The sequence below is a fragment of the Aeromonas sp. 102P genome, assembly GCF_051920345.1.
Lineage (GTDB): Bacteria > Pseudomonadota > Gammaproteobacteria > Enterobacterales > Aeromonadaceae > Aeromonas > Aeromonas veronii.
The window spans coordinates 2,875,394-2,901,693 of the sequence record NZ_JBQBCZ010000001.1; the positions used below are offsets into that span (position 1 = coordinate 2,875,394).

At 57.2% G+C, this 26,300-nt stretch carries 24 protein-coding genes and 2 pseudogenes; 13 read left to right on the forward strand and 13 right to left on the reverse strand.

From position 1 onward, the window contains the following. The first annotated feature begins 62 nt into the window (after positions 1–62). The gene (locus ACTG1K_RS13445; RefSeq protein WP_005351916.1) at positions 63–599 is read left to right on the forward strand and encodes a cell division protein ZapC; all 537 of its coding nucleotides are present in this window, start codon (positions 63–65) and stop codon (positions 597–599) included. On the opposite strand, the gene ACTG1K_RS13450 is transcribed toward ACTG1K_RS13445, so the two are convergent. Next, positions 587–907: a hypothetical protein gene (locus ACTG1K_RS13450; protein WP_440005700.1), complete on the reverse strand. Its 321-nt coding sequence runs from the start codon at positions 905–907 to the stop codon at positions 587–589. The genes ACTG1K_RS13445 and ACTG1K_RS13450 overlap by 13 nt on opposite strands. Before the next feature lie 72 nt (positions 908–979). Between ACTG1K_RS13450 and ACTG1K_RS13455 the strand changes: the two genes are divergently transcribed. From ACTG1K_RS13455 to rmf, 6 genes are all read left to right on the forward strand, one after another. Further along, positions 980–1,243, forward strand: coding sequence for a type B 50S ribosomal protein L31 (locus ACTG1K_RS13455; protein ID WP_440005702.1), 264 nt, complete (start codon positions 980–982; stop codon positions 1,241–1,243). Further along, on the forward strand, positions 1,244–1,369 hold the full coding sequence (gene ykgO / locus ACTG1K_RS13460) for a type B 50S ribosomal protein L36 (protein ID WP_005336596.1): 126 nt from the start codon (positions 1,244–1,246) through the stop codon (positions 1,367–1,369). A gap of 139 nt (positions 1,370–1,508) precedes the next feature. Further along, on the forward strand, positions 1,509–3,704 hold the full coding sequence (rlmKL, locus tag ACTG1K_RS13465) for a bifunctional 23S rRNA (guanine(2069)-N(7))-methyltransferase RlmK/23S rRNA (guanine(2445)-N(2))-methyltransferase RlmL (RefSeq protein WP_440005704.1): 2,196 nt from the start codon (positions 1,509–1,511) through the stop codon (positions 3,702–3,704). Next, complete coding sequence (locus tag ACTG1K_RS13470; RefSeq protein WP_064336064.1) at positions 3,704–3,934, forward strand: glutaredoxin family protein; 231 nt, start codon at positions 3,704–3,706, stop codon at positions 3,932–3,934. The genes rlmKL and ACTG1K_RS13470 overlap by 1 nt, the downstream gene beginning before the upstream one ends. 73 nt (positions 3,935–4,007) lie before the next feature. Further along, positions 4,008–5,921, forward strand: a complete 1,914-nt coding sequence (gene uup / locus ACTG1K_RS13475) for an ATP-binding cassette ATPase Uup (RefSeq protein ID WP_440005706.1) — start codon at positions 4,008–4,010, stop codon at positions 5,919–5,921. A gap of 158 nt (positions 5,922–6,079) precedes the next feature. Further along, on the forward strand, positions 6,080–6,259 hold the full coding sequence (gene rmf, locus ACTG1K_RS13480) for a ribosome modulation factor (protein WP_005315693.1): 180 nt from the start codon (positions 6,080–6,082) through the stop codon (positions 6,257–6,259). Positions 6,260–6,343: 84 nt separating this feature from the next. Here the strand turns inward: rmf and fabA are convergent, their stop codons facing one another. The 6 genes and pseudogenes from fabA to ACTG1K_RS13510 all read right to left on the reverse strand — a co-directional run bounded on the left by fabA (position 6,344) and on the right by ACTG1K_RS13510 (position 12,897). Further along, the gene (gene fabA, locus ACTG1K_RS13485) at positions 6,344–6,904 is read right to left on the reverse strand and encodes a 3-hydroxyacyl-[acyl-carrier-protein] dehydratase FabA (protein WP_005336586.1); all 561 of its coding nucleotides are present in this window, start codon (positions 6,902–6,904) and stop codon (positions 6,344–6,346) included. A gap of 77 nt (positions 6,905–6,981) precedes the next feature. Then, positions 6,982–8,957 (reverse strand): annotated as a pseudogene (locus ACTG1K_RS13490) (Lon protease family protein). Positions 8,958–9,108: 151 nt separating this feature from the next. Continuing rightward, positions 9,109–9,504, reverse strand: a complete 396-nt coding sequence (locus ACTG1K_RS13495) for a DUF2158 domain-containing protein (protein WP_425856677.1) — start codon at positions 9,502–9,504, stop codon at positions 9,109–9,111. A 725-nt stretch (positions 9,505–10,229) separates the two neighbouring features. Further along, the gene (locus ACTG1K_RS13500) at positions 10,230–10,679 is read right to left on the reverse strand and encodes a hypothetical protein (RefSeq protein WP_440005708.1); all 450 of its coding nucleotides are present in this window, start codon (positions 10,677–10,679) and stop codon (positions 10,230–10,232) included. Positions 10,680–10,941: 262 nt separating this feature from the next. After that, positions 10,942–12,217: pseudogene (locus ACTG1K_RS13505) on the reverse strand (tyrosine-type recombinase/integrase). A 377-nt stretch (positions 12,218–12,594) separates the two neighbouring features. Then, positions 12,595–12,897 (reverse strand): YebG family protein, encoded by a 303-nt coding sequence (locus tag ACTG1K_RS13510; RefSeq protein WP_042055032.1) that lies wholly within the window; start codon positions 12,895–12,897, stop codon positions 12,595–12,597. 170 nt (positions 12,898–13,067) lie between these two features. Between ACTG1K_RS13510 and ACTG1K_RS13515 the strand changes: the two genes are divergently transcribed. Further along, positions 13,068–13,943, forward strand: a complete 876-nt coding sequence (locus tag ACTG1K_RS13515) for an esterase/lipase family protein (protein WP_425856681.1) — start codon at positions 13,068–13,070, stop codon at positions 13,941–13,943. Positions 13,944–14,033: 90 nt separating this feature from the next. Here ACTG1K_RS13515 and ACTG1K_RS13520 read toward each other — a convergent pair whose 3' ends face one another. Beyond that, positions 14,034–16,007 (reverse strand): SDR family oxidoreductase, encoded by a 1,974-nt coding sequence (locus ACTG1K_RS13520; protein ID WP_440005710.1) that lies wholly within the window; start codon positions 16,005–16,007, stop codon positions 14,034–14,036. A 248-nt stretch (positions 16,008–16,255) separates the two neighbouring features. Here ACTG1K_RS13520 and ACTG1K_RS13525 point away from each other — a divergent pair, with 248 nt between their 5' ends. The 4 genes from ACTG1K_RS13525 to ACTG1K_RS13540 all read left to right on the forward strand — a co-directional run bounded on the left by ACTG1K_RS13525 (position 16,256) and on the right by ACTG1K_RS13540 (position 19,567). Then, positions 16,256–16,828 carry a phasin family protein gene (locus ACTG1K_RS13525; protein WP_005333118.1) on the forward strand — a complete coding sequence of 191 codons (573 nt, stop codon included), beginning with the start codon at positions 16,256–16,258 and terminating at the stop codon, positions 16,826–16,828. A 94-nt stretch (positions 16,829–16,922) separates the two neighbouring features. Continuing rightward, complete coding sequence (locus ACTG1K_RS13530; RefSeq protein WP_040065538.1) at positions 16,923–18,110, forward strand: patatin-like phospholipase family protein; 1,188 nt, start codon at positions 16,923–16,925, stop codon at positions 18,108–18,110. 1 nt (position 18,111) lies between these two features. After that, positions 18,112–18,753 (forward strand): TetR/AcrR family transcriptional regulator, encoded by a 642-nt coding sequence (locus ACTG1K_RS13535; RefSeq protein WP_440005712.1) that lies wholly within the window; start codon positions 18,112–18,114, stop codon positions 18,751–18,753. 25 nt (positions 18,754–18,778) lie between these two features. Further along, positions 18,779–19,567: a hypothetical protein gene (locus tag ACTG1K_RS13540; protein WP_115522466.1), complete on the forward strand. Its 789-nt coding sequence runs from the start codon at positions 18,779–18,781 to the stop codon at positions 19,565–19,567. 85 nt (positions 19,568–19,652) lie between these two features. On the opposite strand, the gene ACTG1K_RS13545 is transcribed toward ACTG1K_RS13540, so the two are convergent. Together ACTG1K_RS13545 and ACTG1K_RS13550 are read right to left on the reverse strand one after the other, a co-directional pair. Next, positions 19,653–21,083: a wax ester/triacylglycerol synthase family O-acyltransferase gene (locus tag ACTG1K_RS13545; RefSeq protein WP_247822803.1), complete on the reverse strand. Its 1,431-nt coding sequence runs from the start codon at positions 21,081–21,083 to the stop codon at positions 19,653–19,655. Between the two features lie 254 nt (positions 21,084–21,337). Then, positions 21,338–21,670, reverse strand: a complete 333-nt coding sequence (locus ACTG1K_RS13550) for a polyhydroxyalkanoic acid system family protein (RefSeq protein WP_019446402.1) — start codon at positions 21,668–21,670, stop codon at positions 21,338–21,340. A 259-nt stretch (positions 21,671–21,929) separates the two neighbouring features. Here ACTG1K_RS13550 and ACTG1K_RS13555 point away from each other — a divergent pair, with 259 nt between their 5' ends. Next, positions 21,930–22,658: an FFLEELY motif protein gene (locus ACTG1K_RS13555; protein WP_107682957.1), complete on the forward strand. Its 729-nt coding sequence runs from the start codon at positions 21,930–21,932 to the stop codon at positions 22,656–22,658. A gap of 99 nt (positions 22,659–22,757) precedes the next feature. Here the strand turns inward: ACTG1K_RS13555 and ACTG1K_RS13560 are convergent, their stop codons facing one another. Genes ACTG1K_RS13560 through prpB form a run of 3 tightly spaced genes read right to left on the reverse strand, consistent with a single transcriptional unit; the run spans position 22,758 to position 26,239 of the window. Then, entirely contained in the window at positions 22,758–24,203 is a 1,446-nt protein-coding gene (locus tag ACTG1K_RS13560) for a bifunctional 2-methylcitrate dehydratase/aconitate hydratase (protein WP_440005715.1), read from the reverse strand. 10 nt (positions 24,204–24,213) lie between these two features. Further along, a complete protein-coding gene (prpC, locus tag ACTG1K_RS13565; protein WP_440005717.1) occupies positions 24,214–25,341 on the reverse strand; it encodes a bifunctional 2-methylcitrate synthase/citrate synthase in 1,128 nt (375 codons plus the stop codon). A gap of 10 nt (positions 25,342–25,351) precedes the next feature. Then, positions 25,352–26,239: a methylisocitrate lyase gene (prpB, locus tag ACTG1K_RS13570; RefSeq protein WP_421313640.1), complete on the reverse strand. Its 888-nt coding sequence runs from the start codon at positions 26,237–26,239 to the stop codon at positions 25,352–25,354. Positions 26,240–26,300: the final 61 nt, after the last annotated feature.

Below are 26,300 nucleotides of genomic sequence, written 5' to 3' on the forward strand. Positions count from 1 at the left end.
CGTTGCTGATTCCCTGCATATGGAATAAAGTCAACTGGTAATTATCAAGTAAGGGCTCCAACATGTTTATCCAACCGACCGATAGCTGGCAATGGCACTATGATGCCCAGAGTGACCGTCTGATGTTGGACCTGTCTGATAACATGTTATTTGCGACCGAGTATAAAGGGCGACAATTGGTGCCCAGCTCGTTTGCGACCCAGCCTTTTTGTGTCGATGATGCCGCCCTCTATTATCAGTTGATGGATAAAGCAGCCGAACTTGAGTGGAGTATTCCGCATCAGGTTCAGTTGGTGCTTAATGCCATCGCGGTCAGTCGCTTTTATAAACCTTTGATGCCGCAAAGCTGGTTTTTTAGTGAACAGCATCCGCAAGTGATCCCGCAAAACGGTGATCTGGTCCTGATGAATACACCCCATGGCAACGGCGAATTTATGGTCATTGAGGCAGGGGATCAGGCTAGCGTCTGTTTGAACCTCACTGCCGATCTGGTATTGACCACCAGTAAAAACTTGCCGCGTTTCGGGGTGATCAAAGTGATGAATAACCGGATGAAACCGCGTATTACCGTGACCGAGCAATATCGTCAGGTCAGTTGATATATTTTCATCAATCTTTTTATCTCTGTGATTACACTGCTGCTTGTTTTTACTGTTGTCACCTCAATCGCGCCTCGTTTCTGATACTTCATTGATCCGCGAACATCTTGCCCATTCTGATTGATCTTCATGGTTGTGATCCAGCCTCTCTTGAGGCTTGTTACAGTCACTTGCACCTTGTGTTCTAACCCACGCAGTATCTTGGTCTTCCGTGCTGCAAGCATGGTGTCTCCCTCTTGTTTCGTTCTGCTTGTGTAGTGCCTCCACCTCAGTGTCAACACATCGCTCACTGCAGCGATTTTCTTCATACGACATTTTATGCTTGAAACGAGAGCTATTCTCACTTACATTTTGTTATAACATAACAAAGTGGAGTTACCATGAAGCCTCATATTCATCCTGATTATCGTTTGGTGCTGTTCCATGACACGGCGGCAGATGCTTTTTTCCTGGTCGGTTCAACCATCAAGAGTGACCGTCGCTACAAGTGGCAAGACGGGAAGGAGTATCCCTATGTATCGCTCGATGTTTCCAGCCAGTCGCACTCGTTCTATACCGGCAAGCAGAAGCAGGTATCGAGTGAGGGGAGTGTGGCCCGTTTCAACAAGCGCTTTGGCGCATTTTCAAGCAAGAAGGAGTCCTGAATGCAGGTCGTCTGTTCACTCAAATCCGCAAGGGCGCGTCATCCCGATTGTCAGTTGGTGCGTCGTCGGGGCAAATTGTTCGTGATTTGCAAAAGCAATCCCCGTTTCAAGGCTCGCATGAAGTGATCCGCTAAATGATGTCTGGCCCCATGATCTCGCCATCGGGTAGTCATGGGGCCTTTTACCTTTTCGCCACCTATCAATCTGTTTCCATCCTGCTGTTTGCGCCGACTTTTGCATGCTCCAGCCCGCCTGATGAGGTATAATGCGGCACTATTTTTATGGGTTCCCCGTGAGCGTGATGAAAGAATTTTTTGCAACCTGCCCCAAGGGGCTGGAAAACCTGTTGGCCGATGAGCTGACCAATCTTGGCGCAGAGCAGGTCCGTGAGACCGTGGCTGGCGTCCACTTCAAAGGCGAACTGGCGATTGGCTACAAGGCCTGCCTGTGGAGCCGTTTTGCCTCCCGCATCGTGCTGGTGCTGTCTGAATTCCAGATGAACGACGATCTGGATCTCTATCTGGGCGCCCACACAATCCCCTGGGAAGAGCACTTCTCCGGTACCTCTACCATCGCGGTGGACTTTACCGGTACCAACCCTGCCATTCGCAATACCCAATATGGCGCACTGAAGATCAAGGATGCCATCGTCGACCGCTTCACCAAGCGCGGCCATGTGCGTCCGGATGTGGACAAGAAGTCACCTGATATCCGCATCATGGCGCACCTGGGCAAAGGCAAGGCCAATATCACGCTGGACTTGTCAGGCCCGGCGCTGCACCAGCGTTTCTATCGTCAGGGAACCGGTGAGGCTCCGCTTAAAGAGAACCTAGCAGCGGCCATGATTGCCCGTAGTGGCTGGGCCGGTGAGCCCATGATGGACCCCATGTGCGGTTCCGGTACCTTGCTGATTGAAGCGGCCTTTATCGCCGCCGACATGGCGCCGGCGCTGCGCCGCGAGCGCTTCGGTTTCGATCGCTGGCTGCAGCACGATAGTGAGCTGTGGCAGAGCCTGATGATGGAAGCGCAAGTGCGCGCCAAACGCGGTATGCAGCGTTGTGAAGTGAAGCTGTTTGGCTGTGATGCCGACCAGCGCGTGCTGCTCAAAGCTCGCGACAACGCCAAAGCGGCCGGTGTGGCCCACCTCATCACCTTCAAGCAGGCCGATGTCACCAAGCTGGAAAACCCGCTGCCGATGCCTGCCCCTGTTGAAGGGGAAGAAGGTCAAGGGGAGGCCCGCCAGGTCGGTATGCTGATCTCCAACCCGCCTTACGGCGAGCGTCTTGGCGAGTTCCCGGCGCTGCTGGAAGTGCATCAGGCCCTTGGCGATGCTCTGCGTCGCAGCTTCCAGGGTTGGAAAGTCTCTATTCTTTCCGCATCCCCCGAGCTGCTCAGCTGTCTGCGCCTGCGCGCCGACAAGCAATATCGCCTGTTCAACGGCGCCCTCGAGTGTCAGCTGCGCAATTATCAAATCGCACTGGACTCCGTGGCCTCCCAAAAAGAGGTGGCGCAGGACTTTGCCAACCGTCTGCGCAAGAATCTGAAAACCCTCGAGAAGTGGGCCAATAAAGAGGGCATCGATTGCTATCGCATCTACGATGCCGACTTGCCGGAATACAACGCCGCCATCGACCGCTATCAGGACTATCTGGTGGTGCAGGAGTATGCCGCGCCCAAAGACATTCCCGCCCAGAAGACCCGTCAGCGTCTGCTCGACATGGTGCAGGCCGCCATCAAGGTGACCGGCATGGATGGCGAGAAGGTGATCCTGAAGGTGCGCGAGCGTCAGGAAGGGAAACAGCAGTATCAGAAGCTCTCCGAAGAGCAGCACCGGATGGAAGTGCAGGAGTACGGTGCCAGGCTGTGGGTCAACCTCTACGACTATCTGGATACCGGCCTGTTCCTCGACCATCGTCAGACTCGCCGCATGCTGGGTCAGATGGCGAAGGGCAAGCGCTTCCTGAACCTGTTTGCCTATACCGGCAGTGCCACCGTGCACGCAGGTCTTGGCGGTGCCAGCGAAACCACCACAGTGGATATGTCGCGCACCTACCTCAACTGGGCACAGGACAACATGCGCCTCAACTCGCTGGTGGGCCGTCAGCACAAGTTTGTCCAGGCCGACTGCCTGAAGTGGCTGTCGGAAGCGGACGAGCAGTACGACCTCATCTTTATCGATCCGCCCACCTTCTCCAACTCCAAGCGGATGGACGAGAGCTTCGACGTACAGCGCGATCACCTGCTGCTGATGCAGCACCTGAAGCGCCTGCTGGCGGCCGATGGCACTCTGGTCTTCTCCAACAACAAGCGTCACTTCAAGATGGATTTGGCCGGTCTAGAGGCCACTGGTCTCAAGGCCCAGAACATCACCCAGAAGACGCGACCGAAGGATTTCGAGCGCAACCAGCACATCCACAACTGCTGGATCATCACCCATGCGCCGGAGCAAGGCGAGGCGTGATGCTGACCCTGTTTCATACCGACGGTTGCCACCTGTGCGAGCAGGCCTGGGCGCTGGTGGAGGAGGCTGGTCTTGCCACCGCCACCCGCCAGTGCGACATCATGGATGATGAGCAGTGGCTTGCCGCCTATCGGGTGCGCATTCCGGTGCTGCGTGACGAAGCTGGCCGCGAGCTCGGTTGGCCCTTCACACTGGCCGAGCTCAAAAGCTGGGCTGCCCGTCAGGGGTGAGAGTGATTTGACGATAAAACGGGGGCAGACCCAGTCTGCTGCCCGTTTTTTTCATATGAAATAAGGAACACACATGGCTCTTTTAACATTGCACGGCGCATGTCTGTCGTTCAGTGATTTCCCGCTGCTCGACAATGCCGAATTGACCATCGAGCGGGGCGAGCGCCTCTGTCTGGTTGGCCGCAACGGGGCGGGCAAGTCCACCCTGATGAAGGTCATTGCCAGCGAATTGTCGCTGGACGACGGCCGCCTGGTGCTGCAACAAGATTTGAAAGTGACCCGCCTTGAGCAGGATCCGCCAGCTTCCAGCGAGCTGACGGTGTTTGACTATGCCGCCGAAGGGCTGGCAGGGGTGGGGGAGCTGCTCAAGCAGTACCACCACATCTCCATGGAGCTGGCGAGCGATCCGTCAGACGCCAACATTCGCAAGATGAGCGAGTTGCAAGAGCAGCTCGACTATCAGAACGGTTGGCAGTTCGAGACCCGCATCAGTCAGGTGTTGACCCTGCTGAGGCTGGATCCCGATGTGACCCTCGACAGCCTCTCCGGCGGCTGGCTGCGAAAAGTGGCGCTGGCCCGTGCGCTGGCTTGCGATCCCGACTTGTTGCTGCTCGATGAGCCGACCAACCACCTGGACATCGAAGCCATCAACTGGCTGGAAGATTTCCTCAAGGATTTTCGCGGCGCCATCGTCTTTATCTCTCACGATCGGGAGTTCATCCACAAGCTGGCGACCCGGATCATCGATCTCGATCGCGGCGCCATCACCTCCTGGCCGGGTAACTACGACGAGTATCTGCAGGGGAAAGAGGAGTGGCTGCGGGTCGAAGAGCTGAAAAATGCCGAGTTCGACCGCAAACTGGCCCAGGAAGAGGTCTGGGTGCGTCAGGGTATCAAGGCTCGCCGTACCCGTAACGAAGGTCGGGTGCGCGCCCTTGAGGCAATGCGCATGGAGCGCAGCCAGCGCCGCGAGCTGCAGGGCAAGGCCAAGCTGCAACTGGACGAGGTCAATCGCTCCGGCAAGCTGGTGTTCGAGACTGAAGGGCTGGGGCTGGACTTTGGCGATCGCACCCTGTTCAAGGGGCTCGATCTGCAAGTGCTGCGCGGCGACAAAATTGCGCTGGTCGGCCCCAATGGCTGCGGCAAATCGACCCTGATCAAGCTGTTGCTGGGTCAGCTTGAGCCAACCCGTGGCACCGTCAAGGGGGGCACCAATCTGGAGGTGGCCTACTTCGATCAGTACCGCGAGCAGCTCGATCCCGAGCAGACCGTGGTGGACAACGTCGGGGAGGGCAAGCAGGAGGTGATGGTGCGCGGCCGCTCCCGTCACATTCTTGGTTACCTGCAGGACTTCCTGTTCGAGCCCAAGCGGGCCCGTACGCCGGTCAAGGCGCTCTCCGGTGGCGAGAAGAACCGGCTGCTGCTGGCCAAGCTGTTCCTCAAGCCGAGCAACCTGCTGATCCTCGATGAACCGACCAACGATCTGGATGTCGAGACCCTGGAGCTGCTGGAAGAGCTGCTTTCCGACTACCCCGGCACCCTGCTGCTGGTCAGTCACGATCGTCGCTTCATCGACAACACAGTGACCGGCTGCTGGCTGTTTGAAGGGGATGGCCGCATCAGCGATTACGTGGGTGGTTACGCCGACATGATGGCGACCCGCGAACAGCAGAACGCTCAACAACAGGCCAGGAGTGCACCGGTCAAGGCGCCCGAGCCGGTCGTTGCCGCCGCGCCAGAAGCGCCGAAGAAAAGCAAGAAGCTCTCCTACAAGCTGCAGCTTGAACTGGAAGGGTTGCCTGCTCGTCTTGAGCAGCTGGAAGCCGAGCTGGATGCGCTGCAAAGCGAGATCAACCAGCCAGGGTTCTTCTCGCTGCCGGCAGATAAAACCCAGCCGAAACTGGATGCGCTCAATGCCGCTGAAGCAGCGCTGGAGCAGGCATTTGCTCGCTGGGAAGAGCTGGAAGGACTCAAAAATCAGGAGTAAGTTCCCTGTAATTAAAACTTAATCCAGTTCAGTGCCTTGTGTCACATAGCCCGGTTAGGGTGGAAGTTTTTGTTTGACCCAGTGCGCTAGCAGGAGTAAAGATGAAAGCGACCGATGCAGAATTGGTCGCTTTTTTTGTTCCACGAAGAGGGTCGTAGATGATGAAGAGACAGAAGCGGGACCGTCTGGAAAGAGCTCGTGCTCGTGGTTATCAGGCTGGCGTGGTCGGCAAACAGAAAGAAGCGTGTCCGTATCAATGCCTGGATGCCCGAGGGCATTGGCTTGGTGGTTGGCGTGACGCCATGGAAGGGCGGGGCTCAGGCCTCTTCATGAAGTAGCAGGTACTTCATCACTCATTACAAAAGGAAAGGGGCCGTTGTGGCCCCTTTGCGTTAATGCTGTTTTACCACTCATCAGAGAGATCAGAATGCGGTGGTATCTTTGAACAGGCCCACTTTCAGGTCGGTGGCGCTGTAGATCGGACGGCCGTCGACTTCGACCACACCATCAGCAATCCCCATCACCAGCTTGCGGTTGATGACGCGCTTGAAGGTGATCTTGTAGGTCACTTTCTTGGCAGTCGGCAGGATCTGGCCGGTGAATTTCACTTCACCTACGCCCAGAGCACGACCCTTGCCGGGGCCACCTTTCCAGCCAAGGAAGAAGCCAACCAGCTGCCACATGGCGTCCAGACCGAGACAGCCAGGCATCACAGGATCACCCGGGAAGTGGCAATCGAAGAACCAGAGATCCGGAGTAATGTCGAGCTCAGCCAGGATCTCGCCCTTGCCGTGTTCGCCGCCGTTGTCATTGATCTTGACGATGCGGTCCATCATCAACATGTTGGGGGCAGGCAGCTGACTGTTACCCTCACCAAACAGTTCGCCACGGCTGCAAGCCAGCAGCTCTTCACGGGTAAAAGAGTTCTTGCCCTGTTCGCACAGGGAAAGGCGGGCTTCCATGGTGGTATTGTCTACGGTCACGCGGTATTTCCTTCAAATGGGTCAAAGCCGGGCCAATTTAGCTTACAGTTGTTCGCTAAACAACTCCGATCACTTCATCAGCGGCCAAACAGGCGCCCCAGTAGGGATTGCAGCAGTCCGACTTTGGCAGTGGAGCCGTTCAACTCGTCCAACCGCTCCTGAATACGGCCAAACAGGGTATCGGGCATATCAGGCTCACCGGCGACACAGCCAGTCAGCAACTCGATGGCCTCTTCCACATGATCCACCGGGTGGATGTGGAACTGGCCCGCTTCAACCGCTGCAATCACCTCGTCAGAGAGGTTCAGCTGCTGGATGTTGGTGCCCGGCAAAATGATCCCTTGCTTGCCGGTGATGCCGTGGATTTTGCACACCCGGAAGAAGCCTTCAATCTTCTCGTTGACGCCACCAACGGCCTGCACATTGCCAAACTGATCGACCGCACCGGTCACGGCGAAGTGCTGATAGATAGGCTGGCGGGCGAGGGCAGAGAGCAGGGCACACAAGCCGGTCAGGGAGGCACTGTCGCCATCAATTTCGTGGTAAGACTGCTCGAACACCAGATTGGCCGACAGGGGGAGGGGTTCTCTGCACCAAATTTGTTGGAAAGATAGCCGTGGATAATCATCATCGCCTTGGCGTGGATATGACCGGCCAGCTCCGCTTTGCGCTCGATATCCGCAACATCGCCATCACCAAGGTGTACGGTAGCAGTGAGGCGCACCGGCTCGCCGAAGTCATAAGGGTGACCGGAGACCTGAATGACAGACAGGCCGTTGATCTGGCCAATCTCTTCGCCATCGGTTTGCAGCAGGATCTGGCCGTCGATAACCCCCTGATCGGACTGCTCAACCAGATAGTTGAGGCGGTAATCCTGTTCCTCCAGTGCGCCACGAATATGCTCGTCGGTGACCACCTCGGCTCCCAGCTCCCGGGCCAGACTGTCAGCCATCCGCATGATGGCAGAGAGTTGCACTTCGGAGAGCGACAGCCACTCCTGATGGTCACAGAGGCGGCTGGCATGGCGACAAAGGGCGGCGAGGGCGGCTGGCGTGAAGTCGAGCAGGCTCCAGCGCTGGCGCAGCCAGGCCAGGTACTGCAGAAATTCCTGCAGATCCTCTTCAATATTCACCTCTGACACCAGATCCGCGCGCAGGAAGATGCGTTCGGACATATCGCGATCCAGCATCTGGAACTCGGCCACGTCCAGTCGGTCACCGACCAGGATCAGCTTGAGCTTGATGGGGGTCGCTTCAGGCGCGAAGAAGGGGGTCAGGGTTTTCCCTTCCTGATAGGCGTTCCAGTCCAGCTCGCCTTTTTGCATGGCATTTTTCAGTTTGAACCAGAGATGCGGCTGATCCAGCAGCTCATCCAGTTGCAAAATGAGGTAACCGCCGTTGGCTTCGCGCAGCAAGCCGGGCTCCAAAAGGTGCTGATTGGCATAGACAGAGCCTTGTTCTGTCTGGTAGTTGATGGAGCCAAACAGGGTATCCCAGTTGAGATCACGGCCATAAATCACCGGCGCTTCCTGCGCTTCGTGGTGGATCAGCAGATTGATCAGAATGGGGTGCTGAAACTCCAGACCCAATGCCACGTGAGCCGCCAGATCGGAGAGGAAATCATCGATTTTCGGATCATTGTTCTGCTTGCGCATGATGCGGGTCACGATGCGTTCGGCATCGAGATGGTGGCTCAACAGCTTGAGCAGCTCGCCAACCATTTCGCAAAACTCAACGCCGGTGCCCGGTTGCAGGCGCAGCCAGATAGGCTTGTAGGGGTTGTTCAGATTCTCGGTGTAGCAGAGATCAAACAGGTCACCATCCTTGCCATTAGAGTCGGCAATCAGCGTCTGGCAAACGCCTTCGTAATCTGCGCCGGGGAATCCGTTGAGTAGCATGACCGGACAGTCACCATCAAAACTGGCAAGACGTTTGATGCCGGAAATGGCTCTGGGTTGCAGCGCAGCAAAGGGGATAGGTTCAAGCTCGCTAAGCTTGGGGAACTGTTCAATCGCAAAAGCGGGTTTTAATTGTTCTGATGTTAATTCAGCCACTTAAGACATCCGGTCGAAGATAGGATCAATTGTTGCCATTATACACAGTTCAATAAGTGGTGACAGGAAACAAGACACTTGATTTAACATAATATACATTATGCGCAGTTATGCCTGCAGGTAGAACAAAGGGACCGGAGGCCCCTGATGCTCAATTCTTCAATGAATCACGAGCTTTGTCCCAAGGAGCCCAAGCAAGCTCGGTTTTTTCTTCACTAAAATCAGCTTCTTTAACAAGGGCTGTCGGATGAAACTCGGCATACAAAGAAGTCAATTGACGTTGTAAAGGATCAAGCCAAATACAACCAACAGAAGGCTCTCTTCCACAAGAATCGTCAACAGTTGTCACCGTCATCAATGGACCGCCACTTTGCAACTGAACTATCTCACCAACTGCAAAATATTCGCGCTGTTGAGTGTCCGGTTCACTGCCAACTCGGCTAAGCGAATGCACAGCAAACTGTTCTATTTGAACGCGTTCTGAAGCAGGACAAAACCATACACATGTGGCTAGTTGTCTTTCCTTATCAACACCATCAACGGTCATATCAAAGCTACCACTACGCAATACAACCACTTAACCTGGGGCAATCAAATCTATCAGCTTGCTCATTAGTAAATGATCCTTTAGGCAGGTCTAACCACGCTGGCTAGCTGAAAAGATCGTACCAAACACATAAACCAATAGATACGTGTTGACATGAAATTATTTAATGATGTCAACAGGTTAGGTGTTGTCACTGATGCCGATAAATAGGGTTATCGGCATTACTGTGAGAGATAACAAGGCTTATTAAAAGAAGAAGCCCGTAGCTTTTCCTTAGCTTAAAGGTTCGGAAATCGATCAGGATCGAGGCTACACACAGACCTCCAGCGATCTGACTGCCCAAAGCAGAAGGACGATATCTGGTTGATTCCCCCTGCAGATGCTCTTGCAGCGATAACAGAATAACACCGTCAACCGCCCTGCCCCACATCACCGAAATGTCCCATTTTGAGACAAGAGTCCACTATTAATCAGTACGTTGTGCTGGATTCCCTTCCCCTATGGAACGTTAAGTTTGATTTTCACCGTTATAACCAAAGTCATTACCGTGAATATTCTTAGAAATATCTGCCCCCGACTTGAGAGGTCTCTCTCTGGAAATATTGATACTCTTTCTTGTAAAACAGCCATAAAAATGCCGACTATCGCGATAGACTCCCCTCCCCTTAAATCGTCACGGCTTATTCGGCTTGAAGAGTATTCGCCATTTCATTTTGGAAGTTGGGTCAATTCATATTCAAGGCACGTTTGGCGATGGCCAATGTGGGTGGCTGGCAGGTCAAGTAGAGGTTGCTGTTGAATTGCTGCAATATGCGTTTGAGCTCGTTCATATCATCGGGATGGAGGGTTAAGGACCAGAGTGCTCGGGGCTGGCCGTGATGGAGGCCATTGGTATAGATAATGGTGCAATCTTCGATACGCAACTCTTTGCAGTGGGCCTCCATCTGCAGGCCCACATCCGGAAACCAGATATGCAGTGTGCCTGAAGAGATAAAGGTGAACTGGGCCATGAGCGACCCTTTGCCAACGATCCTGAAGGTCTTTTCCACCACTGCCACTTGCATACCCGCTCCTTGGTAGCTCGTTAATATTGATATCAATATCACCAATGATGACTGGATATGCAAGTGTGATAACAAGGCGCTGTTCAAACCGAATATGATTGCTTCCGGCATGTTACTTAGCTTTCGGCATCGGGTGTTCTCGGTGTTTCAGCAAGCAATTTCGTTTTTTGCTTCTCTGTTACGGGATAAATATCTATGCCGCAGATGAGAAGTTGCCTGTTCTTAATCATCCATGTGAGCCAAAAATATTCCCTGAACCGATTGCCATCCAGAGAAGTACAACATCGCCGCACCAACTTCAATGACATCCCAAACAAGCCATTCTGTGTTCTAAGAGCAGTCAATATAAATCAGGGTCGTGTCACGTTGTTCGTTAGTCCTTGCGAATGTCATCTCTCACGTATTGGTTCAATCGGTCCAGCGGTTTTTGCTGGGCGCTCTCATGTCGTTCACTGTTGCTGGTGTGCAGGTATTTCGAAGTGGTGTCGATGCTGTCATGCCCGGCATCGGCCTGTACATGGGAGAGCGGCCGCCCATGCAGGTTGATGTCATGGGTGATCCCGGTGTGGCGGATCGCATGGGGAGAGAGTTGCCGCATTTCGGCCGCATCCTGGACAAATCCATCCTGCTCTGCCAATTCTGCGCCTTTACCGATGATCACCATGATCAAATCCCGTAACTGGCGAATGCCGAGGTTGGCGTTGATCTCCCCCTGCTCGCGGCCGTGGGCTGCCGCTTTATGACGAACGAACAGTGGCGTCTGTTCATCCGGTGTCGGCAAGGAAGAGAGACCGAGGAAACGGCGGTAGCGCTCGAGTGCCGCCAGCAGCGCTTGGGATACCGCTACGGTACGCCGTTTGCCCCCCTTGCTTTGCGGAATAAAGTAGCCCCAGACGCCGGTTTTGCGATCCCGCCTGAACTGCCCCATCACTGGGGTAAAGCCCGGCCGGGCTGCAACCTCAGAGATCCGCAGATAGCAGGCGTACATCAGAATGGTGAGAAAACGGCTGCGCTCGTGTTGCTCCGGATGGTCGTTGGCAAGGGTATCGGCAGCCTGCATCACGTATGACCACTGCAACTCGCTGAAGGCCTGCACCTGATCATCGGCCTCCAGCTGTTGCGGCCGTTTGACCCGCTGCAGTAGCAGAGCGGGATTCCTGTCCATGTACTCCTCCTGGATCAGGAACTGGAAGAAGGCCGACAGGATGGCGAGCTTGGTCTTCATCGCCTGCTCGCTCAGGCGATAGGGCAAGGTGCGACCCAGCTCCCGTTTGCCGAGAAACGGTCGCCATTGCGGATTGGGCAACCGCTCTCCCCACTCCTTGTCGAGGACAAATTGCGCTACGTTGCGATAGGCGATCAACTCGTCAGGGGGACTGACAGTAGTCGAGATAGCGGATCATGATGCGGCGAGTGAGATCTTTCGGGCTGATGGCCGCCTCGCGAAAGCACCAGTGCAAAAAAGTGGTCAGTTCGCTGCGATAGGTTTTGTAGTTGTTTTCGCTGTTGCGCTGCTCCAACAGCCAATCGACCGCCAGTTCGTAAACCAGCCCGGCATCGGGTACATCGTTGAGGCTGAGGTTGGCAAGGTACTGATTGACCTGCGGGTTACCGGCCTCCAGATAGATAAGGCTGTCAAACAGCGGCATGGCTGGCGGCAAGGATGATGGTTGTTGAGTCATGGTGTTGCTTGTTGATGCTGAGATGAGTCGATATGAGCCTGTGAGCCGAGTTGCTAGAAAAGGGCTCGTGATAGATGAATGCGGCTTCTATTGGGATTTGTATTGCCTCTTGTTGTTGCTGATTAAGGTCACCGGGAGCGATCTGGATAACGTTCTCTCCACTGTTTGCTCATTATTTCCTCATAGATCTGGCTGATGTCGCTCAGTGGTGCACGCTATTCAGTTATGCATGGGATATGCAGCATGGTTAAAAAATTCTCGGGGCAAATAGCCGTGAAAATGGTTTTAAATGCAAATAAAGTGAATGCGTTGAGCCATTTATCCCGAGAATAAGGTCTGTGCAATCAGGCCACCTGTTTGAGTGGCTTCTCTTTGCGCTTGGCTGCTGGAGTCTCTTCCTCTTTCGTGCCAGCCTGAACCTTGCCGCCACGCAGCAGGGTTTGCAGCACATCACGCTGCTCTGCCAGGTAGAATGCCAGACTCTCTTGCTGCTCTGGTGCCAGCTCGATCGGGGCGCCAGCCAACAGGGTCATCAACTCGTCGGCCGTATCCAGCAGCTTGTCATAGGCATCGGCCTCTTTTTTGCTGGCAAAGGTCATTTTTTCCACTCCCCCACGAACAACCACATATTTGATCTCGACAGCCATGATGGCCTCCTCTTGGTGATGATGGATAAAGTATATGTATGGATATACAGCATTGCAAATAACCTCACCGGAAAAGAGTTCACCGGGGTTTAGCGACAAAAGCCGCGCTGGATCAAGCTGTCTCAAAGTGCCGTTTGACTTCCACGCCTGACTGGTCGGATCATGGCCTTATGACGATCGTACGACACCTGTTTATCCTGCTGATGGTAGAGGTGCTGCTCCTCGGGAGTATCGCCCACTTGGTCGTGGGACTCCCCTGGTTGCTGACCCTGCTGTTTGTCGTGTTTGCCCTGCTTGGGTTGCGCTGTCTGGTGGTGCTCGGCAGCTGGCTGTTTACCCGCTTCTACCCCTCCCCGGCTATCGGCCCCTGGCGCAGGGTGAAGATGATGGCGCAGGAGATGCTGGCCTACCTTTACACCTTCACCTTGTTGTTACCGTTCGAGCCTTTGCTGATGGCACCCGATCGGCTGCGTCCATGCCAGCGCCCCGTATTGCTGGTGCATGGTTACGGTTGCAGTCGCGGGATCTGGCGCACCCAGCGCGCCCGATTGGAAGCCGCAGGCCATGTGGTTGCCACCATTACCCTGATGCCTCCATTTGGTCATATCGATGAGATGGTGCCGCTGCTGGCCACCCGGATTGACGATGTGCTGGCGCAGACCGGGGCTGACAAGCTGGTGCTGGTCGGTCACAGCATGGGGGGGCTGGTCTGCCGCGACTATCTGGCTATCCATGGGGGTGACAAGGTCGTGTGCCTGATCACCCTAGCCACCCCCCATCAGGGCAGTCAGCTGGCCGCCCTTGGACTTGGGGCCAATGCCCGCGAGATGGAACCCGGTTCCGGCTGGCTGCAGCGTTTCGCTTCGGTCCCCCTCTGCGTACCCGGCATCTCGGTGCGCACCAGTCACGACAATGTGGTGATGCCGCAGGAGCGGCAACGATTGGCGGGAATGGAAGATATCGAGTTGCCCGCCATTGGCCATCTTTCTCTGCTTTACTCCCGTCGCACGACAGATCTGCTGCTTGATCTGCTGTCTCGAGTCTGACCCTCCTTATTCGTCCTTCAACTGCTATTCCAAATAAAACAGGGGCCTGATTGCTCAGGCCCCTGTTGATCTCTTTATCGTATCACCCAGTCAGAAGTGGATACCCTTGATCAGGGTCGAGACGGCAACCTGATCGGCGGTGGCCTTGGATTTGTCGCCATCCTTGGGATCGGCAAAGGTGCGGAAGCTGGTGTTCATGATCACCTGCGCAACGCGAGGTGCCAGGGCATGCACCACCTGACCGAATACCCCGAGGCGAGTCGCCAGCCGTACATGCTTGTTGATGATGGTATCGCATACCAGATCGGCCGCCTCTTCCGGCGTCATCATAGGTACCTGCTCATAGACCTTGGTCGGTGCGACCATCGGCGTTTTCACCAGCGGCATATTGATGATGGAGAAGCTCACCCCTTTATCGGCAAACTCGGAGGCGGCGGTACGCACCCAGGCATCAAGGGCCGACTTGGAGGCAACATAGGCGGAGAAGCGCGGTGCATTGGTCAACACCCCGATGGAGGAGATGTTGATGATGTGGCCTTTTTTCTTCTCGATCATGGTGGGCAGCACCCCCATGATCACCTTGAGCGCGCCAAAGTAGTTGAGCTGCATGGTGCGCTCCAGATCGTGGAAGCGATCGAAGGAGTCCTCGATGGAGCGGCGGATGGAGCGGCCAGCATTGTTGACCAGAATATCGACGCCACCGTGATCGGCCACGATGCGAGCGGTGATCTCCTCGGCTTGCGACAGATTGGAGAGATCCCCCTGATAGATCTCGATGGTCAGCCCCAGCTCGGCAAACTCAGCTTTAGTCTCGGCAATCTTCTGCTCGTCGCGGGCGATGGTAACGACGTTGGCCCCCGCCCCCGCCAGCTTGCGCGCGGTTGCACGGCCAATGCCTGAGGTGGCCCCGGTCACCAGCACCACCTTGCCTTCTACCCGACCACGCAGGGAGCGATCGATGAAGAGCTCCGGGTCGAGGTGACGCTCCCAGTAATCCCACAACCGCCAGGCGTAGCTGTGCAGTGGCGGCACTTCGATGCCTGTCCCTTTCAGTACCCGCTGGGTTTCGCGACTGTCGAAACGGGTGGGATAGCTGATAAGGCGGAACACATCCTTGGGCAGACCCAGATCGGCGATGGCGGCATCGCGGATGCGGCGCACCGGCGCCATGGTCATCAGCATGGCGGTCAGGTGGCGGGGAATGAAATTAAAGAGAGAGGCGTTGATGCGGATAGCAGGCTCTGGCGCATGGGCGGCGCGGGAGAAGGTGCTCAGCATGTCGCCAACCCGCATCGGGTTGGGGTCGGTCAGGTGGAAGGTCTTGTTCTCCTCGCCCTCCTGATGGGCGATATGCACCATGGCATCGACCACAAAGTTGACCGGCACTATGTTGATGCGCCCGCCCTCAACCCCGATGGCGGGCATCCAGGGCGGCAGCAGACGGCGCAGCTTCTGGATGGTCTTGAAGAAGTAGTAAGGACCGTCGATCTTGTCCATCTCGCCGGTGTTGGAGTCACCGACAACGATCCCCGGTCGATAGACTCGCCACGGAACTGTGCACTCGTTTCGCACAATCCCTTCCGCTTCGTGCTTGGTCTGGAAGTAAGGCATGTCGAGGTGCTCGGCTTCATCAAACATATCCTCGCGAAACAGACCATCGAACAGGCCCGCTGCAGCGATGGAGCTGCAGTGATGGAACTGCCCCGTCCCCAGCCGCTCGGCAAGTTGAACGGCTTGACGGGTCCCTTCGGTGTTGACCTGCTGCTGGATCCCTGCCTTGGCGTTCAGATCATAGATAGCAGCCAGATGGAAGAAGTGGTCGATCTTGCCGATCAACTGCTCCTGCATCTCGACCGACACCCCCAGCAGCGGTTGCGTCATGTCACCAAAAACCGGGACTGCGCGCGATTCATCCACATTCCAGAATGCAAATAACTCCGGCAATTTATCCTGATGAGAGGCGCGCATCAGAAAATAGACGATACAGTCGGGATGCTGTTGGAATAACTTTTTGATCAATCGACGCCCGATAAAACCACTACCGCCAGTAATGAAATAGTTCATAAAGAGAATCCTGCTACTGATTAGGGTGTTACTAGGTTGTTAGATATATCACGATTCATATGGGAATCCGCAATTTGATTGTCGGTTCGTGAGCAAACCCTAATTTCGGTGGTGTGCCTGTTCCGTTATTAGGTAGAACCCTCTATTTTTTCTCCCTAGACTGAAGTTGAAAAATCAGTAATGCCACAACCCGATTGCAGTTTCGTTGTCGCCATTACATTTAACTGTCGTTATTCAAGGAGAAGATCATGGCTAAGAAATTGAAAGCGCTGGCAGGGTCAGTGACCGACAACCAACTCACCTCCACCATCAAGGAGTCCACCCAGCAGATCTGGTTGGCGGGTCTGGGTGCCTATGCCAAGGCGCAGGAAGAGGGTGGCAAGATCTTTGAAGCGCTGGTGCAGGAAGGGGAAGCATTGCAGGCCAAAACCCGTCAGAGCGCAGACGAGAAGATTGCCGCTGTGACCGACAAGACCGCCAATACCTGGGGCCGTCTGGAGCAGGTGTTCGAAGATCGCGTGGCCCGCGCTGTGGCCAGCCTCGGCATTCCGACCCGCAAGGATATCGACAAGCTCTCCAAGCGCATGGCCGAGCTGACCGACGTGGTCCAGCAACTGCTGGATGCGCAGGAAGAGGAGGCCCCTGCTGCTGAAGCCAAACCGGCTGCCGCCAAAAAGCCCGCTGCCCGCAAGCCTCCGGTAAAGAAGGCACCGGTAGCCAAGGCCAAAGAGGCCGTGGTTGAGCAGGCCGCCGATCTCCTCTCCGCCGCTGAAGATGCGGTGAAAGAGGTGAAGGCCAAAGCAGAGAGTGTCCTGCCCTGATCCCTCGCGGTGACGGAAGGTGATTGATACCGGCCCATGCCCTGCGCTGGGCCGGTCTTGTCATGGTGAATGTCATGGATAGAGAGGCGACGCTATGAGTACCATCGCAATTGCCCTTGCTGGCGGCGGGCCGCTCGGCGGCATCTACGAGATCGGTGCCTGCGCAGCCCTCTCTGACAGCATCAACGGCCTGCGCCTTGACCATGCTGATATCTATGTTGGCGTCAGTTCGGGGGCCGTGGTGGCCTCGGCGCTGGCCAACGGCATCTCGCCGGCTAAGCTGGTGCGGATCCTGCTCAGCGATGATTCGGGGGAGATGTTTGACCCGGCCACCTTGCTGCGCCCCGCCTTTCGTGAATATGCTGACCGTCTGACCTCGATCCCTCCGCTGGCGTGGCAGAGCCTGACCTACTATCTGGCGGCGCCCTGGAAACGCAGCCTGTTTGAATCGCTGCAGGGGCTCTCCAAGGCCATTCCGACCGGACTGTTTGACAACCGCGGGGTGGATCGCACCCTGACCCAGTTTTTTTCTCGCCCCGGCCGTAGCAACGATTTCCGCCAGCTGCGCAGTCGGTTGTTTGTGGTCGCCACCGAACTCGACACCGGCCATCCGGTCGCCTTCGGTAGCCCGGGGCTCGATGACGTGCCCATCTCGGCGGCGGTACAGGCGTCGGCCGCCCTGCCCGGCCTCTTTCCCCCTTCATTGATTAACGGGCGTTACTATGTGGACGGGGCGCTGATCAAGACCCTGCACGCTTCGGTAGCGCTGGAAGAGGGGGCGGATCTGGTGTTCTGCATCAATCCGCTGGTGCCCTATGATGCGGACATGGCCGCCGGCGCGCCGACCAATCTGGTGGACAGCGGTCTGCCGGTGGTACTGGCCCAGACTTTTCGCGCCATCATCCACTCCCGCATGCATGTGGGGATGGATCGCTACAAGCACCAATATCCCGACGCTGACGCATTGCTGTTTGAGCCCTCTTCTGCCGATGGCGAGATGTTCTTCACCAATGTGTTCAGTTACCGGGATCGTCGTCGCCTCTGCGAGCACGCTTACCAGCATACCCGCCGCGATCTCTGGCAGCGTCGTGACGAGCTGGCGCCGGTGCTGGCCAAGCATGGCCTCGAGCTCAATCTGGCCGCACTGGCCGATGAAGATCGCACCCTGTTGGCCCCCGGCATTGGCTCGGTCGCCGCCCTCGACAAGTCGCTGGAGCAGTTGCAGCACTGGCTTGCCAAACGCTATCGCCACGGCGTGCGCCGTTCATCACCAAAGGAGTAGCATGGATCGCAAACCCAAACGTCGTACCCGGGAGCGGATCCTGACCACTGCCCTCGCCTGCTTCAATCGACAAGGGGAACCCAGCGTCACCACCTCGGCCATTGCGGCCGAGATGGAGATCAGCCAGGGCAATCTCTACTACCACTTCCACAACAAGGAGGCGATCGTCAACGCCCTGTTCTGCGAATTTGAACAGCAGATGGATCGCCTGCTGGAGGCTGTCAGCACCCCGTCCGATGAGCCCGAAGATATCTGGCTCTTCCTCCACCTGATGTTTGAAGCCATCTGGCAGTACCGTTTCCTCTACTACGATATCGCGACCCTGATGAGTGGGTATCATCAGGTGGAGCAGCGCTTTTCCGCCCTGCTGCGCCGCAAGGAGCAGACCGCCATCGCCATTTGCAACCATCTGCAAACGGTCGGGCTGATGGAGGGCACGGCGCAACAGATGCGCACGCTGGCGGCCAATGTGGCGCTGGTTGGCACATTCTGGATCTCTTATCAGCGGGCACTGCACCCCAAGGCGGACGCCGATATTGCCCTCGGCGTCTTTCAGGTGATGCAGCTGGTCGCACCCTATTTGCGGGCCGATGCTCGCGCTCATCTGGGCGCCCTCGCCCACCACTATACCGACAAGGTTTGATTCACATGCTACAGGGAGAACAAGCATGACCACTTCACAACTCGAATTTGTCCCCTTCCCCTACGCGGATGCGGCCTATGAGTATGCTGGCCAGAAGCTGGCGGACAACTGGGATCGACTCCATCAGGGGGATGCCGAACCCTGGCCCGAGGATGAACAGGTACAGGATGCCTGGCGGGCCTATCATGCCGGGGATTTTGCCCGGGCCGTCGCCCTTGGCGAAGCGGCCGGTGAGGCTGGCCTCAATGTGGCAAACAAGGCACTGGTGATCCACGCCAGCTACCTGCTGGAGGACAAGTATGCCAAGCGCGCCGCCTTCGAGCGGGCGGCCAGCCATGCCGAGAAGCTGCAAAAACGCCAGCCCAAGAACGCCAACGCCTGGTATTTCCACGCGCTGGCACTCGGTCGCTACAGTCAGGTCATTTCCATCTCCAAGGCCCTCTCGCAAGGAATTGGCGACAAGATCAAGGCAAGCCTTGAGAAGACTCTGGAGCTGGCGCCCGATCACGCCGAGGCCCATATCGCCTTTGGCGCCTGGCATGCGGAGATCGTCGACAAGCTGGGGGCCATGATCGGCGGCCTCACCTATGGCGCCAAGAAGGAGGAGTCCGAGCGTCACTTCAAGGAAGCGCTGGCGCTGATCCCCGACTCGGCTATCGCCCGCATGGAGTACGCCAACGCACAGGTGATGCTGCACGGCAAGAGCCGCCTGAAAGCCGCCGAAGCCCTCTATGCCGAAGCGGCCGAGTGCGAACCCATGGATGCCATGGAGCGCCTCGATGTGGAGGCGGCGCGCGAAGAGCTGGAGGATTAACCGCCACTCCTGCCACTAAGAGGTAGCAAAACAAGAGGCCAACCCGCGGGTTGGCCTCTTTTTATTGGGATTTTTACGTATCGGATCAACCCAGCAGCGCATCAAGGCCGTTCGGGTCGAACAGCAGCTCAGGCTCCAGCAACACCAGCAGTAACAGTTGTTCAAACTCCACGGCGAAGCGGTCGACAACCTGATCCGGGTCAGGTACCAGCTTCTTGTCGGTGATAAGGCCCAGCTGCACCTTGTGATCGTAAGAGAGGATGGAGACGCCGACGCCGATATCCCCCGATTGCGGCACCCAGAACAGCGGCTGACGCAATTTTGCTCCAGCCAGATAGAGGGTCTGCTGCGGGCCGGGCACATTGGTGATTACCGCGCTGGCCTTGGCCGTGAGCAGCTCGACGGCCTGCTGCTGCACCGCATTGGGGGCCATGCCAAGGGCATGTAACAGGTTGAGCACTACCACGGGTTGTAGCGAGGTGCGCAGCGCCTGCATTCGGTCACGTACGGTATAGAGCCGCTGCAACGGGTGTTCAACATCCAGTGGCAAGTCCAGGGCCACCAGCCCGAAGCGGTTGCCAAGTGCCCCCTCATCGTCCGGTGCACGCATATTGACTGGCACCAGGGCGCGGATCTTGACCTTGTTGGCATCATCCCCCTTCTCCTGCAGGTAGTGGCGAAACGCCCCTGCGGTGGCGGCGATCAGCAGATCGTTGACCGAGCAGCCCAGTACCTTGCCCACTGCCTTGATATCCGGCAGATCAATTTGCTCCGACCAGGCCACCCGCTTGGTGCTGGTGGTCTTGCCACGCAGGCGGCAGGGGGAGTCATCACCGAGGGTGGCGATATTGCACAGCTCGCTCGCCAGATCGCGCCCGGTCTTGAGGTAATCCACCGCCTTGGTGGGATGGGTGACCACTTCGACATATTTGGACCAGAGGCTACCGGTCAGCTTGAGGCCGGCCCGCACCAGACGGCTGCCCTGGTGGCAATCCTCCTCATCCTCGTCATCGCTGTCATCCAGTGGCTCCGGTGACGGTGGTCGCGGCGCCCCTTCCGGTGTGTTATCCATCATGGTCAGCATGGCTCGCACCAGCGAGAAGCCATCGCCCATGGCGTGGTGAATGCGCACCACCAGCGCTTGCCCACCCAGCGAAGTGTCGGTCAGGTGCATATCCCACAGGGGGCGCTGGTGGTTGAGCGGCGTCGAGGCGAGATCGGCCACCAGCTTCTCCAGCTCCAGCTTGCCTGCTTCACCCGGCAGGATCACTCGCTTGAGGTGCTGATCGAGATCGAAATCGGGATCATGACGCCAGTAGTAGGAGCCCCCCTCCAGCACGGCCCGCTGGTGAAAGCGGGGTTGCACCGAAATGGTGTGGCGCAATCCGGCCCGCAGACGCGTTTCATCAAGTTCTCCTTCAAACATCAGGACACCGATGATCTGCATCAGGTTGTTGGGTCTGTCCATGCGTAACCAGGCGGTATCGACGCAGGAGATAAATTCACTCAGTGGCATGGTTGTTTCCCTACAAAATGAATTTACCGAGACGGCAAATTGCTCCTGTCCTCATATCCGGATGAAGACTTGATGCAATCAGAATGACTTTAATGAGTGCCGACTCGAAATATGAAATAAAGATGAAAGATTACTGACAAATAGAATCAAGACCTCGCTGGATAATAAATCTGACAAACCATATGGCTTGCCAACTTATTTCAAACAGCCATCGTTTACAGCTGGTTTATTTAAAACCAGTGCAACGAAGAGTTTCAAACACGTTTGGGGCAAGGTAAGCGATTGTCGACATAATCGAGGATCTCCTGCTCCAGTACGCTGCGTACCGGCAACAGCATCAAGCCAAGATGCACTTCCAGTTCCAGGGTATCTTCGTCCAGGGTGAGAGTGCCATGTACCCCTGAGCCGCGAAAACGAAGCTCGGTCTCCTCTTCATCTGCCCATTCGCAATCGAGTTGATAGCTCTCGCTCATGTCCGCAGCGATGGCTTCGGCCGCGATCCGGGCGGCGGCCAATCCCAGCGGATGCTGACGGCTGATCTGGATGATAGAGAGTGCGCTGCTGCCAGCGAGCGAGTTGAAGAACATGGTCGTTACTCTGGGTCATAAGTTAGTTATTGATATTAAACACATGTTCACAACAAATGAAAGGATGGTTCACATAAATGGGACTCACTTAACAGAGTCGAGAGGGATGAAGGCCATCAGCGGGGCATGGCATTTATTCCCTCCCCCGTGCGCGCTACACTTGTCACGGAACGGTCAGCAAAAGCTGCTTGTTTTTCATTCACTTGTATCTTCGTATCACCGAATCCCCATCAATGGGCCCAAGGCCAGAGAGCTGTAGATGACGCATCAAGAACATGCCCACGACGACGATAGCACCCTGGGTCGGCTCTACCGCCAGCTCAAGCGGGTTGCAGCCTTGCGCGAGCAGATGCGTGCCCACCCGGAAGATCAGCAGGATCGGGATCGGCTACGCCAGTGGCAGGCCGACCGGTTGGGGCGAACCCATCGTGATCTGCTGGAGAGTGACCGCTACGGCCCGGCGGCCGAGTTTTTCCTGACCGATCTCTATGGCCCCGGGGATTGCGCCCGCCGCGATGCGGACGTGATGCGGGTGATGCCGACCGCCGAGCGGCTGTTGCCGGAGTCCGGTCTCAAGGTGCTGGCGCAGGCGATCGAGCTTGATGCCCTCTCCGAAGAGTTGGACTATCTGATGGTGGTGGCGCTGCGGCGCATTGATGGCATTGATCCCATCACGCCGGACCATTACACCATCGCCTATCGTGCCGTGGGTGAACAGGCGCGCCGGGAACATCAGATTGCGTTGGTGAGCGAGCTTGGGATGACGCTGGACAGACTGGCGAGAAAGCCGCTGCTGGGGGCGACCCTCAAGCTGGTGTCAGGGCCAGCCCATCTGGCGGGGCTTGGCGAGCTCTTCTCCTTTGTCGAGCGTGGCTATCAGGTGTGTCATCAGATGGGGCGTGCTAATGAGTTCCTCGAGACCATCTCCAGTCGCGAGACGGCCATCATGACGGCGCTCTTTAACGGCGACAGCAGTGCGCTTGAGTAAGGCTTATCGAGGGATAAGCCGCCAGAATAACAAAGCGGGCCGATGAGCCCGCTTTTCGTTTATCACTGTTTGCCGATATGTTGGCCAATGCAAGACCGGTCAGATCACCAGCAGATCCATAAAGGCGTGCACCGGGGTGGCGGCAAGGCGCGGCCCATCCTGACAGAGGGCCAGAATGTCGTTGACCCGTTTGGCCGGGAAGCGGGTGGCCAGATTGTGCTGGAATTTCTCCACCAGCAGCGGGATCCCCTCCTCCCGACGGCGACGATGGCCGACCGGGTACTCCACCTCCACCTTGGCGGTGTGAGAGCCGTCCTTGAAGAAGATCTGGATGGCGTTGGCAATGGAGCGCTTGTCCGCCTCCAGATATTCGCGGCTGTAGCGTTTGTCCTCCTGCACCACCATCTTGCTACGCAGCGCGTCGATGCGGGGATCGGCTGCTACATCATCCTCGTAATCCTCGGCAATGAGGCGACCGAAGATGAGCGGCACCGCCACCATGTACTGCAGGCAGTGATCCCGATCGGCCGGGTTGTTGAGGGCACCCACCTTGCTGATGATGCGAATGGCCGACTCATGGGTGGTGAGCTCGATACGGTCTATCTCGTCGAGCCGCCCCTTCACCTGCCCATGCAGCTTCATGGCGCACTCTACCGCGGTCTGGGCATGGAACTCGGCGGGATAGGAGATCTTGAACAGCACGTTCTCCATCACATAGCTGCCGTACCCCTGATGCAGGGCGAACTGATTGCCCTTGAACAGCACATCGTAGAAACCCCATTTTGGCGCGCTCAGTACGCCGGGGTAGCCCATCTCGCCGCTCGTGGTGATAAGGGCGAGGCGCACCGCGCGCGAGGTTGCATCCCCCGCTGCCCAGCTCTTGCGCGACCCTGCATTGGGGGCATGACGGTAGGTCCGCAGGCTCTGGCCATCGACCCAGGCCTGGGAGACCGCATCGATCACCTGATCACGGGTGCCGCCAAGCATATGAGTCACCACGGCGGTGCTGGCAACCTTGACCAGTACCACGTGATCGAGGCCGACCCGGTTGAAGGAGTTCTCCAGCGCCAGCACCCCCTGAATTTCGTGGGCTTTGACCATGGCCACCAGCACATCGGCCATGGTGAGCGGCGCCTTGCCCTCGGCCACGCGAGTACGGGAGAGCCAGTCGGCAGTTGCCAGAATACCGCCCAGATTATCGGATGGATGACCCCACTCGGCGGCCAGCCAGGTGTCGTTGTAATCAAGCCAGCGGATGATGGCACCGATGTCCCAGGCTGCCTTGACCGGGTCGAGGCAGAGCTGAGTACCGGGCACCCGGGCACCATGGGGCACGACAGTACCGGGTACGATGGGGCCAAGGTGCTTGGTGCACTCGGGGAAGCGCAGGGCAAGCAGGCCACAGCCCAGCGTATCCATCAGGCAGTAGCGGGCGGTGTCGAGAGCCGCCTTACTGGTAATGGGGTGGTTGCAGACATAATCGGCAATATCGACCAGCACCTGATCGGGGTCTGGTCTGTGGTTGACGTCGACGTTGGCGGACATCGTGACTTCCTTATCGTTGTTGTAGAGAGACAAAGTGACGGGGGGCCGGGCCGACATAATCGGCGCTCGGACGGATGATCCGGTTGTGCTCGCGCTGCTCCATCACGTGGGCGCACCAGCCGGTGACCCGCGAGCAGACGAAGATGGGGGTGAACAGCTTGGTCGGGATCCCCATGTAGTGATAGGCGCTGGCATGGAAGAAGTCGGCGTTGGGAAAGAGCTCTTTCTCCTCCCACATCACCTTCTCCGCCTCGCAGGAGACGCGGTAGAGGCGATCATCACCCACAGCCTCGGCGAGTTTGGCCGACCACTCCTTGATGATGACGTTGCGCGGATCCGAGGTGCGGTAGATGGCGTGGCCAAAGCCCATGATCTTCTCCTTGGCCGCCAGCTTGGCCAGCAGTTCGCGCCTTGCCTGCGTCTCGTCTTGCCAATCTTCGATCATCGCCATGGCCGCCTCGTTGGCCCCGCCATGGAGCGGGCCGCGCAGGGTACCGATGGCGGCGGTGATGCAGGAGAACATGTCGGAAAGAGTTGAGGCACAGACTCGCGCGGCAAAGGTGGAGGCGTTGAACTCATGCTCGGCGTAGAGGATGAGAGAGACATGCATCACCCGACGCTCCAGCTCGCTTGGCGCCTTCTGGTGCAGCAGGGCCAGAAAGTGGCCGCCGATACACTCCTCGTCGCTGTCGAGGGCGATGCGAACGCCCTCGTGACTGAACTTGTACCAGTAGATCAGAATGCCCGGAAAGGCGGCCAGCAGCCGATCCGCCACTTCATGCTCATGCTCGAAACCATCTTCCGGCTCCAGATCGCCGAGCATGGAGCAGCCAGTGCGCAGCACATCCATGGGGTGAGCATCGGCGGGAATGCGCTCCAGCACCTCCAGCAGCGCCGCCGGCAACGTGCGCAAGCGGCGCAGCTCGCCTTTGTAGTCGGCCAGTTGCTGGTTACTCGGCAACTCTCCCTTCAGCAGCAGATAGGCGACCTCCTCGAACTGGGCGCTATCGGCCAGCTCCTTGATGTCGTAACCGCGATAGGTAAGCCCGGTGCCGCTCTTGCCCACGGTACAGATACTGGTCTCCCCTGCGCTTTGACCGCGCAGACCTGCTCCGCCCAACGGTTTCTGTTGTCCCATAAGCTGCCTCCTATTCCTTGGCTGAAAACAGACGATCCAGTGTCTGCTCGTAGTGGTGATATCCGAGGAAGTCGTAGAGCGACTCCCGGGTCTGCATGGTCTCTACGACGGCCCGTTGATGGCCATCCTGGCGAATATGGTGATAGACGTTGAGGGCGGCCTGATTGGCGGCGCGGTTGGCACTCAATGGATAGAGCACCATGTCGACCCCGTGGGCGGCGAGCTGCTCCTTGTCAAACAGCTCGGTTTTGCCGAACTCGGTCATGTTGGCAAGGATCGGCACTTGGGCCGCCTGCTTGAACTGGTCGTACTGGGCCAGTTCGGTCACCGCCTCGGCGAAGATCATGTCTGCCCCGGCGGCCACATAGGCGGCGGTGCGCTCAAGAGCCGACTCCATCCCCTCCACCGCCAGCGCATCGGTGCGAGCCATGATGACGAACTCGCCATTCTCGCGAGTATCTACTGCCGCCTTGATCCGATCACACATCTCCTCCTGCGACACCACCGCCTTGTTGGGGCGATGACCGCAGCGCTTTTGTGCCACCTGATCTTCCATATGGACGGCGGCGACTCCGGCCCGCTCGAACGCGCGAATGGTGCGGGCGATGTTGAATGCCCCGCCCCAGCCTGTATCGATATCGACCAGTAGCGGCACTCGGGTGGCCGCCGTGATCCGCTCAGCATCGATCAGCACATCGTTGAGTGAGGTCATACCGAGATCCGGCAGGCCATAGGAGGCGTTGGCGACTCCGGCTCCCGAGAGGTAGATCGCCTGAAAGCCGCTGCGCTCGGCCATCAGCGCCATATAGGCGTTGATGGTGCCGACGATCTGTAGTGGCTTTTCGTTGGCAAGGGCGGTACGAAAACGCAGCCCTGCCGAGGGGGGCAAACTGGACATCATGACTCCTTTCATCTGTCTGGTTTGACCATCTAATATCACGTTTACGTTAACGTCAATT

What these genes read in the sequence shown, in the direction of transcription:
- ACTG1K_RS13470 (WP_064336064.1), top strand. Translation starts at nt 3,704, where the DNA reads ATGCTGACCCTGTTTCATACCGACGGTTGCCACCTGTGCGAGCAGGCC.
- prpC (WP_440005717.1), bottom strand. Translation starts at nt 25,341, where the DNA reads ATGGGACAACAGAAACCGTTGGGCGGAGCAGGTCTGCGCGGTCAAAGC.
- ACTG1K_RS13535 (WP_440005712.1), top strand. Translation starts at nt 18,112, where the DNA reads ATGGATCGCAAACCCAAACGTCGTACCCGGGAGCGGATCCTGACCACT.
- ACTG1K_RS13455 (WP_440005702.1), top strand. Translation starts at nt 980, where the DNA reads ATGAAGCCTCATATTCATCCTGATTATCGTTTGGTGCTGTTCCATGAC.
- ACTG1K_RS13530 (WP_040065538.1), top strand. Translation starts at nt 16,923, where the DNA reads ATGAGTACCATCGCAATTGCCCTTGCTGGCGGCGGGCCGCTCGGCGGC.
- ACTG1K_RS13445 (WP_005351916.1), top strand. Translation starts at nt 63, where the DNA reads ATGTTTATCCAACCGACCGATAGCTGGCAATGGCACTATGATGCCCAG.
- ACTG1K_RS13540 (WP_115522466.1), top strand. Translation starts at nt 18,779, where the DNA reads ATGACCACTTCACAACTCGAATTTGTCCCCTTCCCCTACGCGGATGCG.
- ACTG1K_RS13550 (WP_019446402.1), bottom strand. Translation starts at nt 21,670, where the DNA reads ATGTTCTTCAACTCGCTCGCTGGCAGCAGCGCACTCTCTATCATCCAG.
- ACTG1K_RS13510 (WP_042055032.1), bottom strand. Translation starts at nt 12,897, where the DNA reads ATGGCTGTCGAGATCAAATATGTGGTTGTTCGTGGGGGAGTGGAAAAA.
- ACTG1K_RS13500 (WP_440005708.1), bottom strand. Translation starts at nt 10,679, where the DNA reads ATGCCGGAAGCAATCATATTCGGTTTGAACAGCGCCTTGTTATCACAC.
- rlmKL (WP_440005704.1), top strand. Translation starts at nt 1,509, where the DNA reads ATGCGGCACTATTTTTATGGGTTCCCCGTGAGCGTGATGAAAGAATTT.
- prpB (WP_421313640.1), bottom strand. Translation starts at nt 26,239, where the DNA reads ATGTCCAGTTTGCCCCCCTCGGCAGGGCTGCGTTTTCGTACCGCCCTT.
- ACTG1K_RS13450 (WP_440005700.1), bottom strand. Translation starts at nt 907, where the DNA reads ATGAAGAAAATCGCTGCAGTGAGCGATGTGTTGACACTGAGGTGGAGG.
- ykgO (WP_005336596.1), top strand. Translation starts at nt 1,244, where the DNA reads ATGCAGGTCGTCTGTTCACTCAAATCCGCAAGGGCGCGTCATCCCGAT.
- ACTG1K_RS13520 (WP_440005710.1), bottom strand. Translation starts at nt 16,007, where the DNA reads ATGAACTATTTCATTACTGGCGGTAGTGGTTTTATCGGGCGTCGATTG.
- rmf (WP_005315693.1), top strand. Translation starts at nt 6,080, where the DNA reads ATGATGAAGAGACAGAAGCGGGACCGTCTGGAAAGAGCTCGTGCTCGT.
- ACTG1K_RS13495 (WP_425856677.1), bottom strand. Translation starts at nt 9,504, where the DNA reads ATGACCGTTGATGGTGTTGATAAGGAAAGACAACTAGCCACATGTGTA.
- ACTG1K_RS13560 (WP_440005715.1), bottom strand. Translation starts at nt 24,203, where the DNA reads ATGTCCGCCAACGTCGACGTCAACCACAGACCAGACCCCGATCAGGTG.
- ACTG1K_RS13545 (WP_247822803.1), bottom strand. Translation starts at nt 21,083, where the DNA reads ATGCCACTGAGTGAATTTATCTCCTGCGTCGATACCGCCTGGTTACGC.
- ACTG1K_RS13515 (WP_425856681.1), top strand. Translation starts at nt 13,068, where the DNA reads ATGACGATCGTACGACACCTGTTTATCCTGCTGATGGTAGAGGTGCTG.
- ACTG1K_RS13555 (WP_107682957.1), top strand. Translation starts at nt 21,930, where the DNA reads ATGACGCATCAAGAACATGCCCACGACGACGATAGCACCCTGGGTCGG.
- uup (WP_440005706.1), top strand. Translation starts at nt 4,008, where the DNA reads ATGGCTCTTTTAACATTGCACGGCGCATGTCTGTCGTTCAGTGATTTC.
- ACTG1K_RS13525 (WP_005333118.1), top strand. Translation starts at nt 16,256, where the DNA reads ATGGCTAAGAAATTGAAAGCGCTGGCAGGGTCAGTGACCGACAACCAA.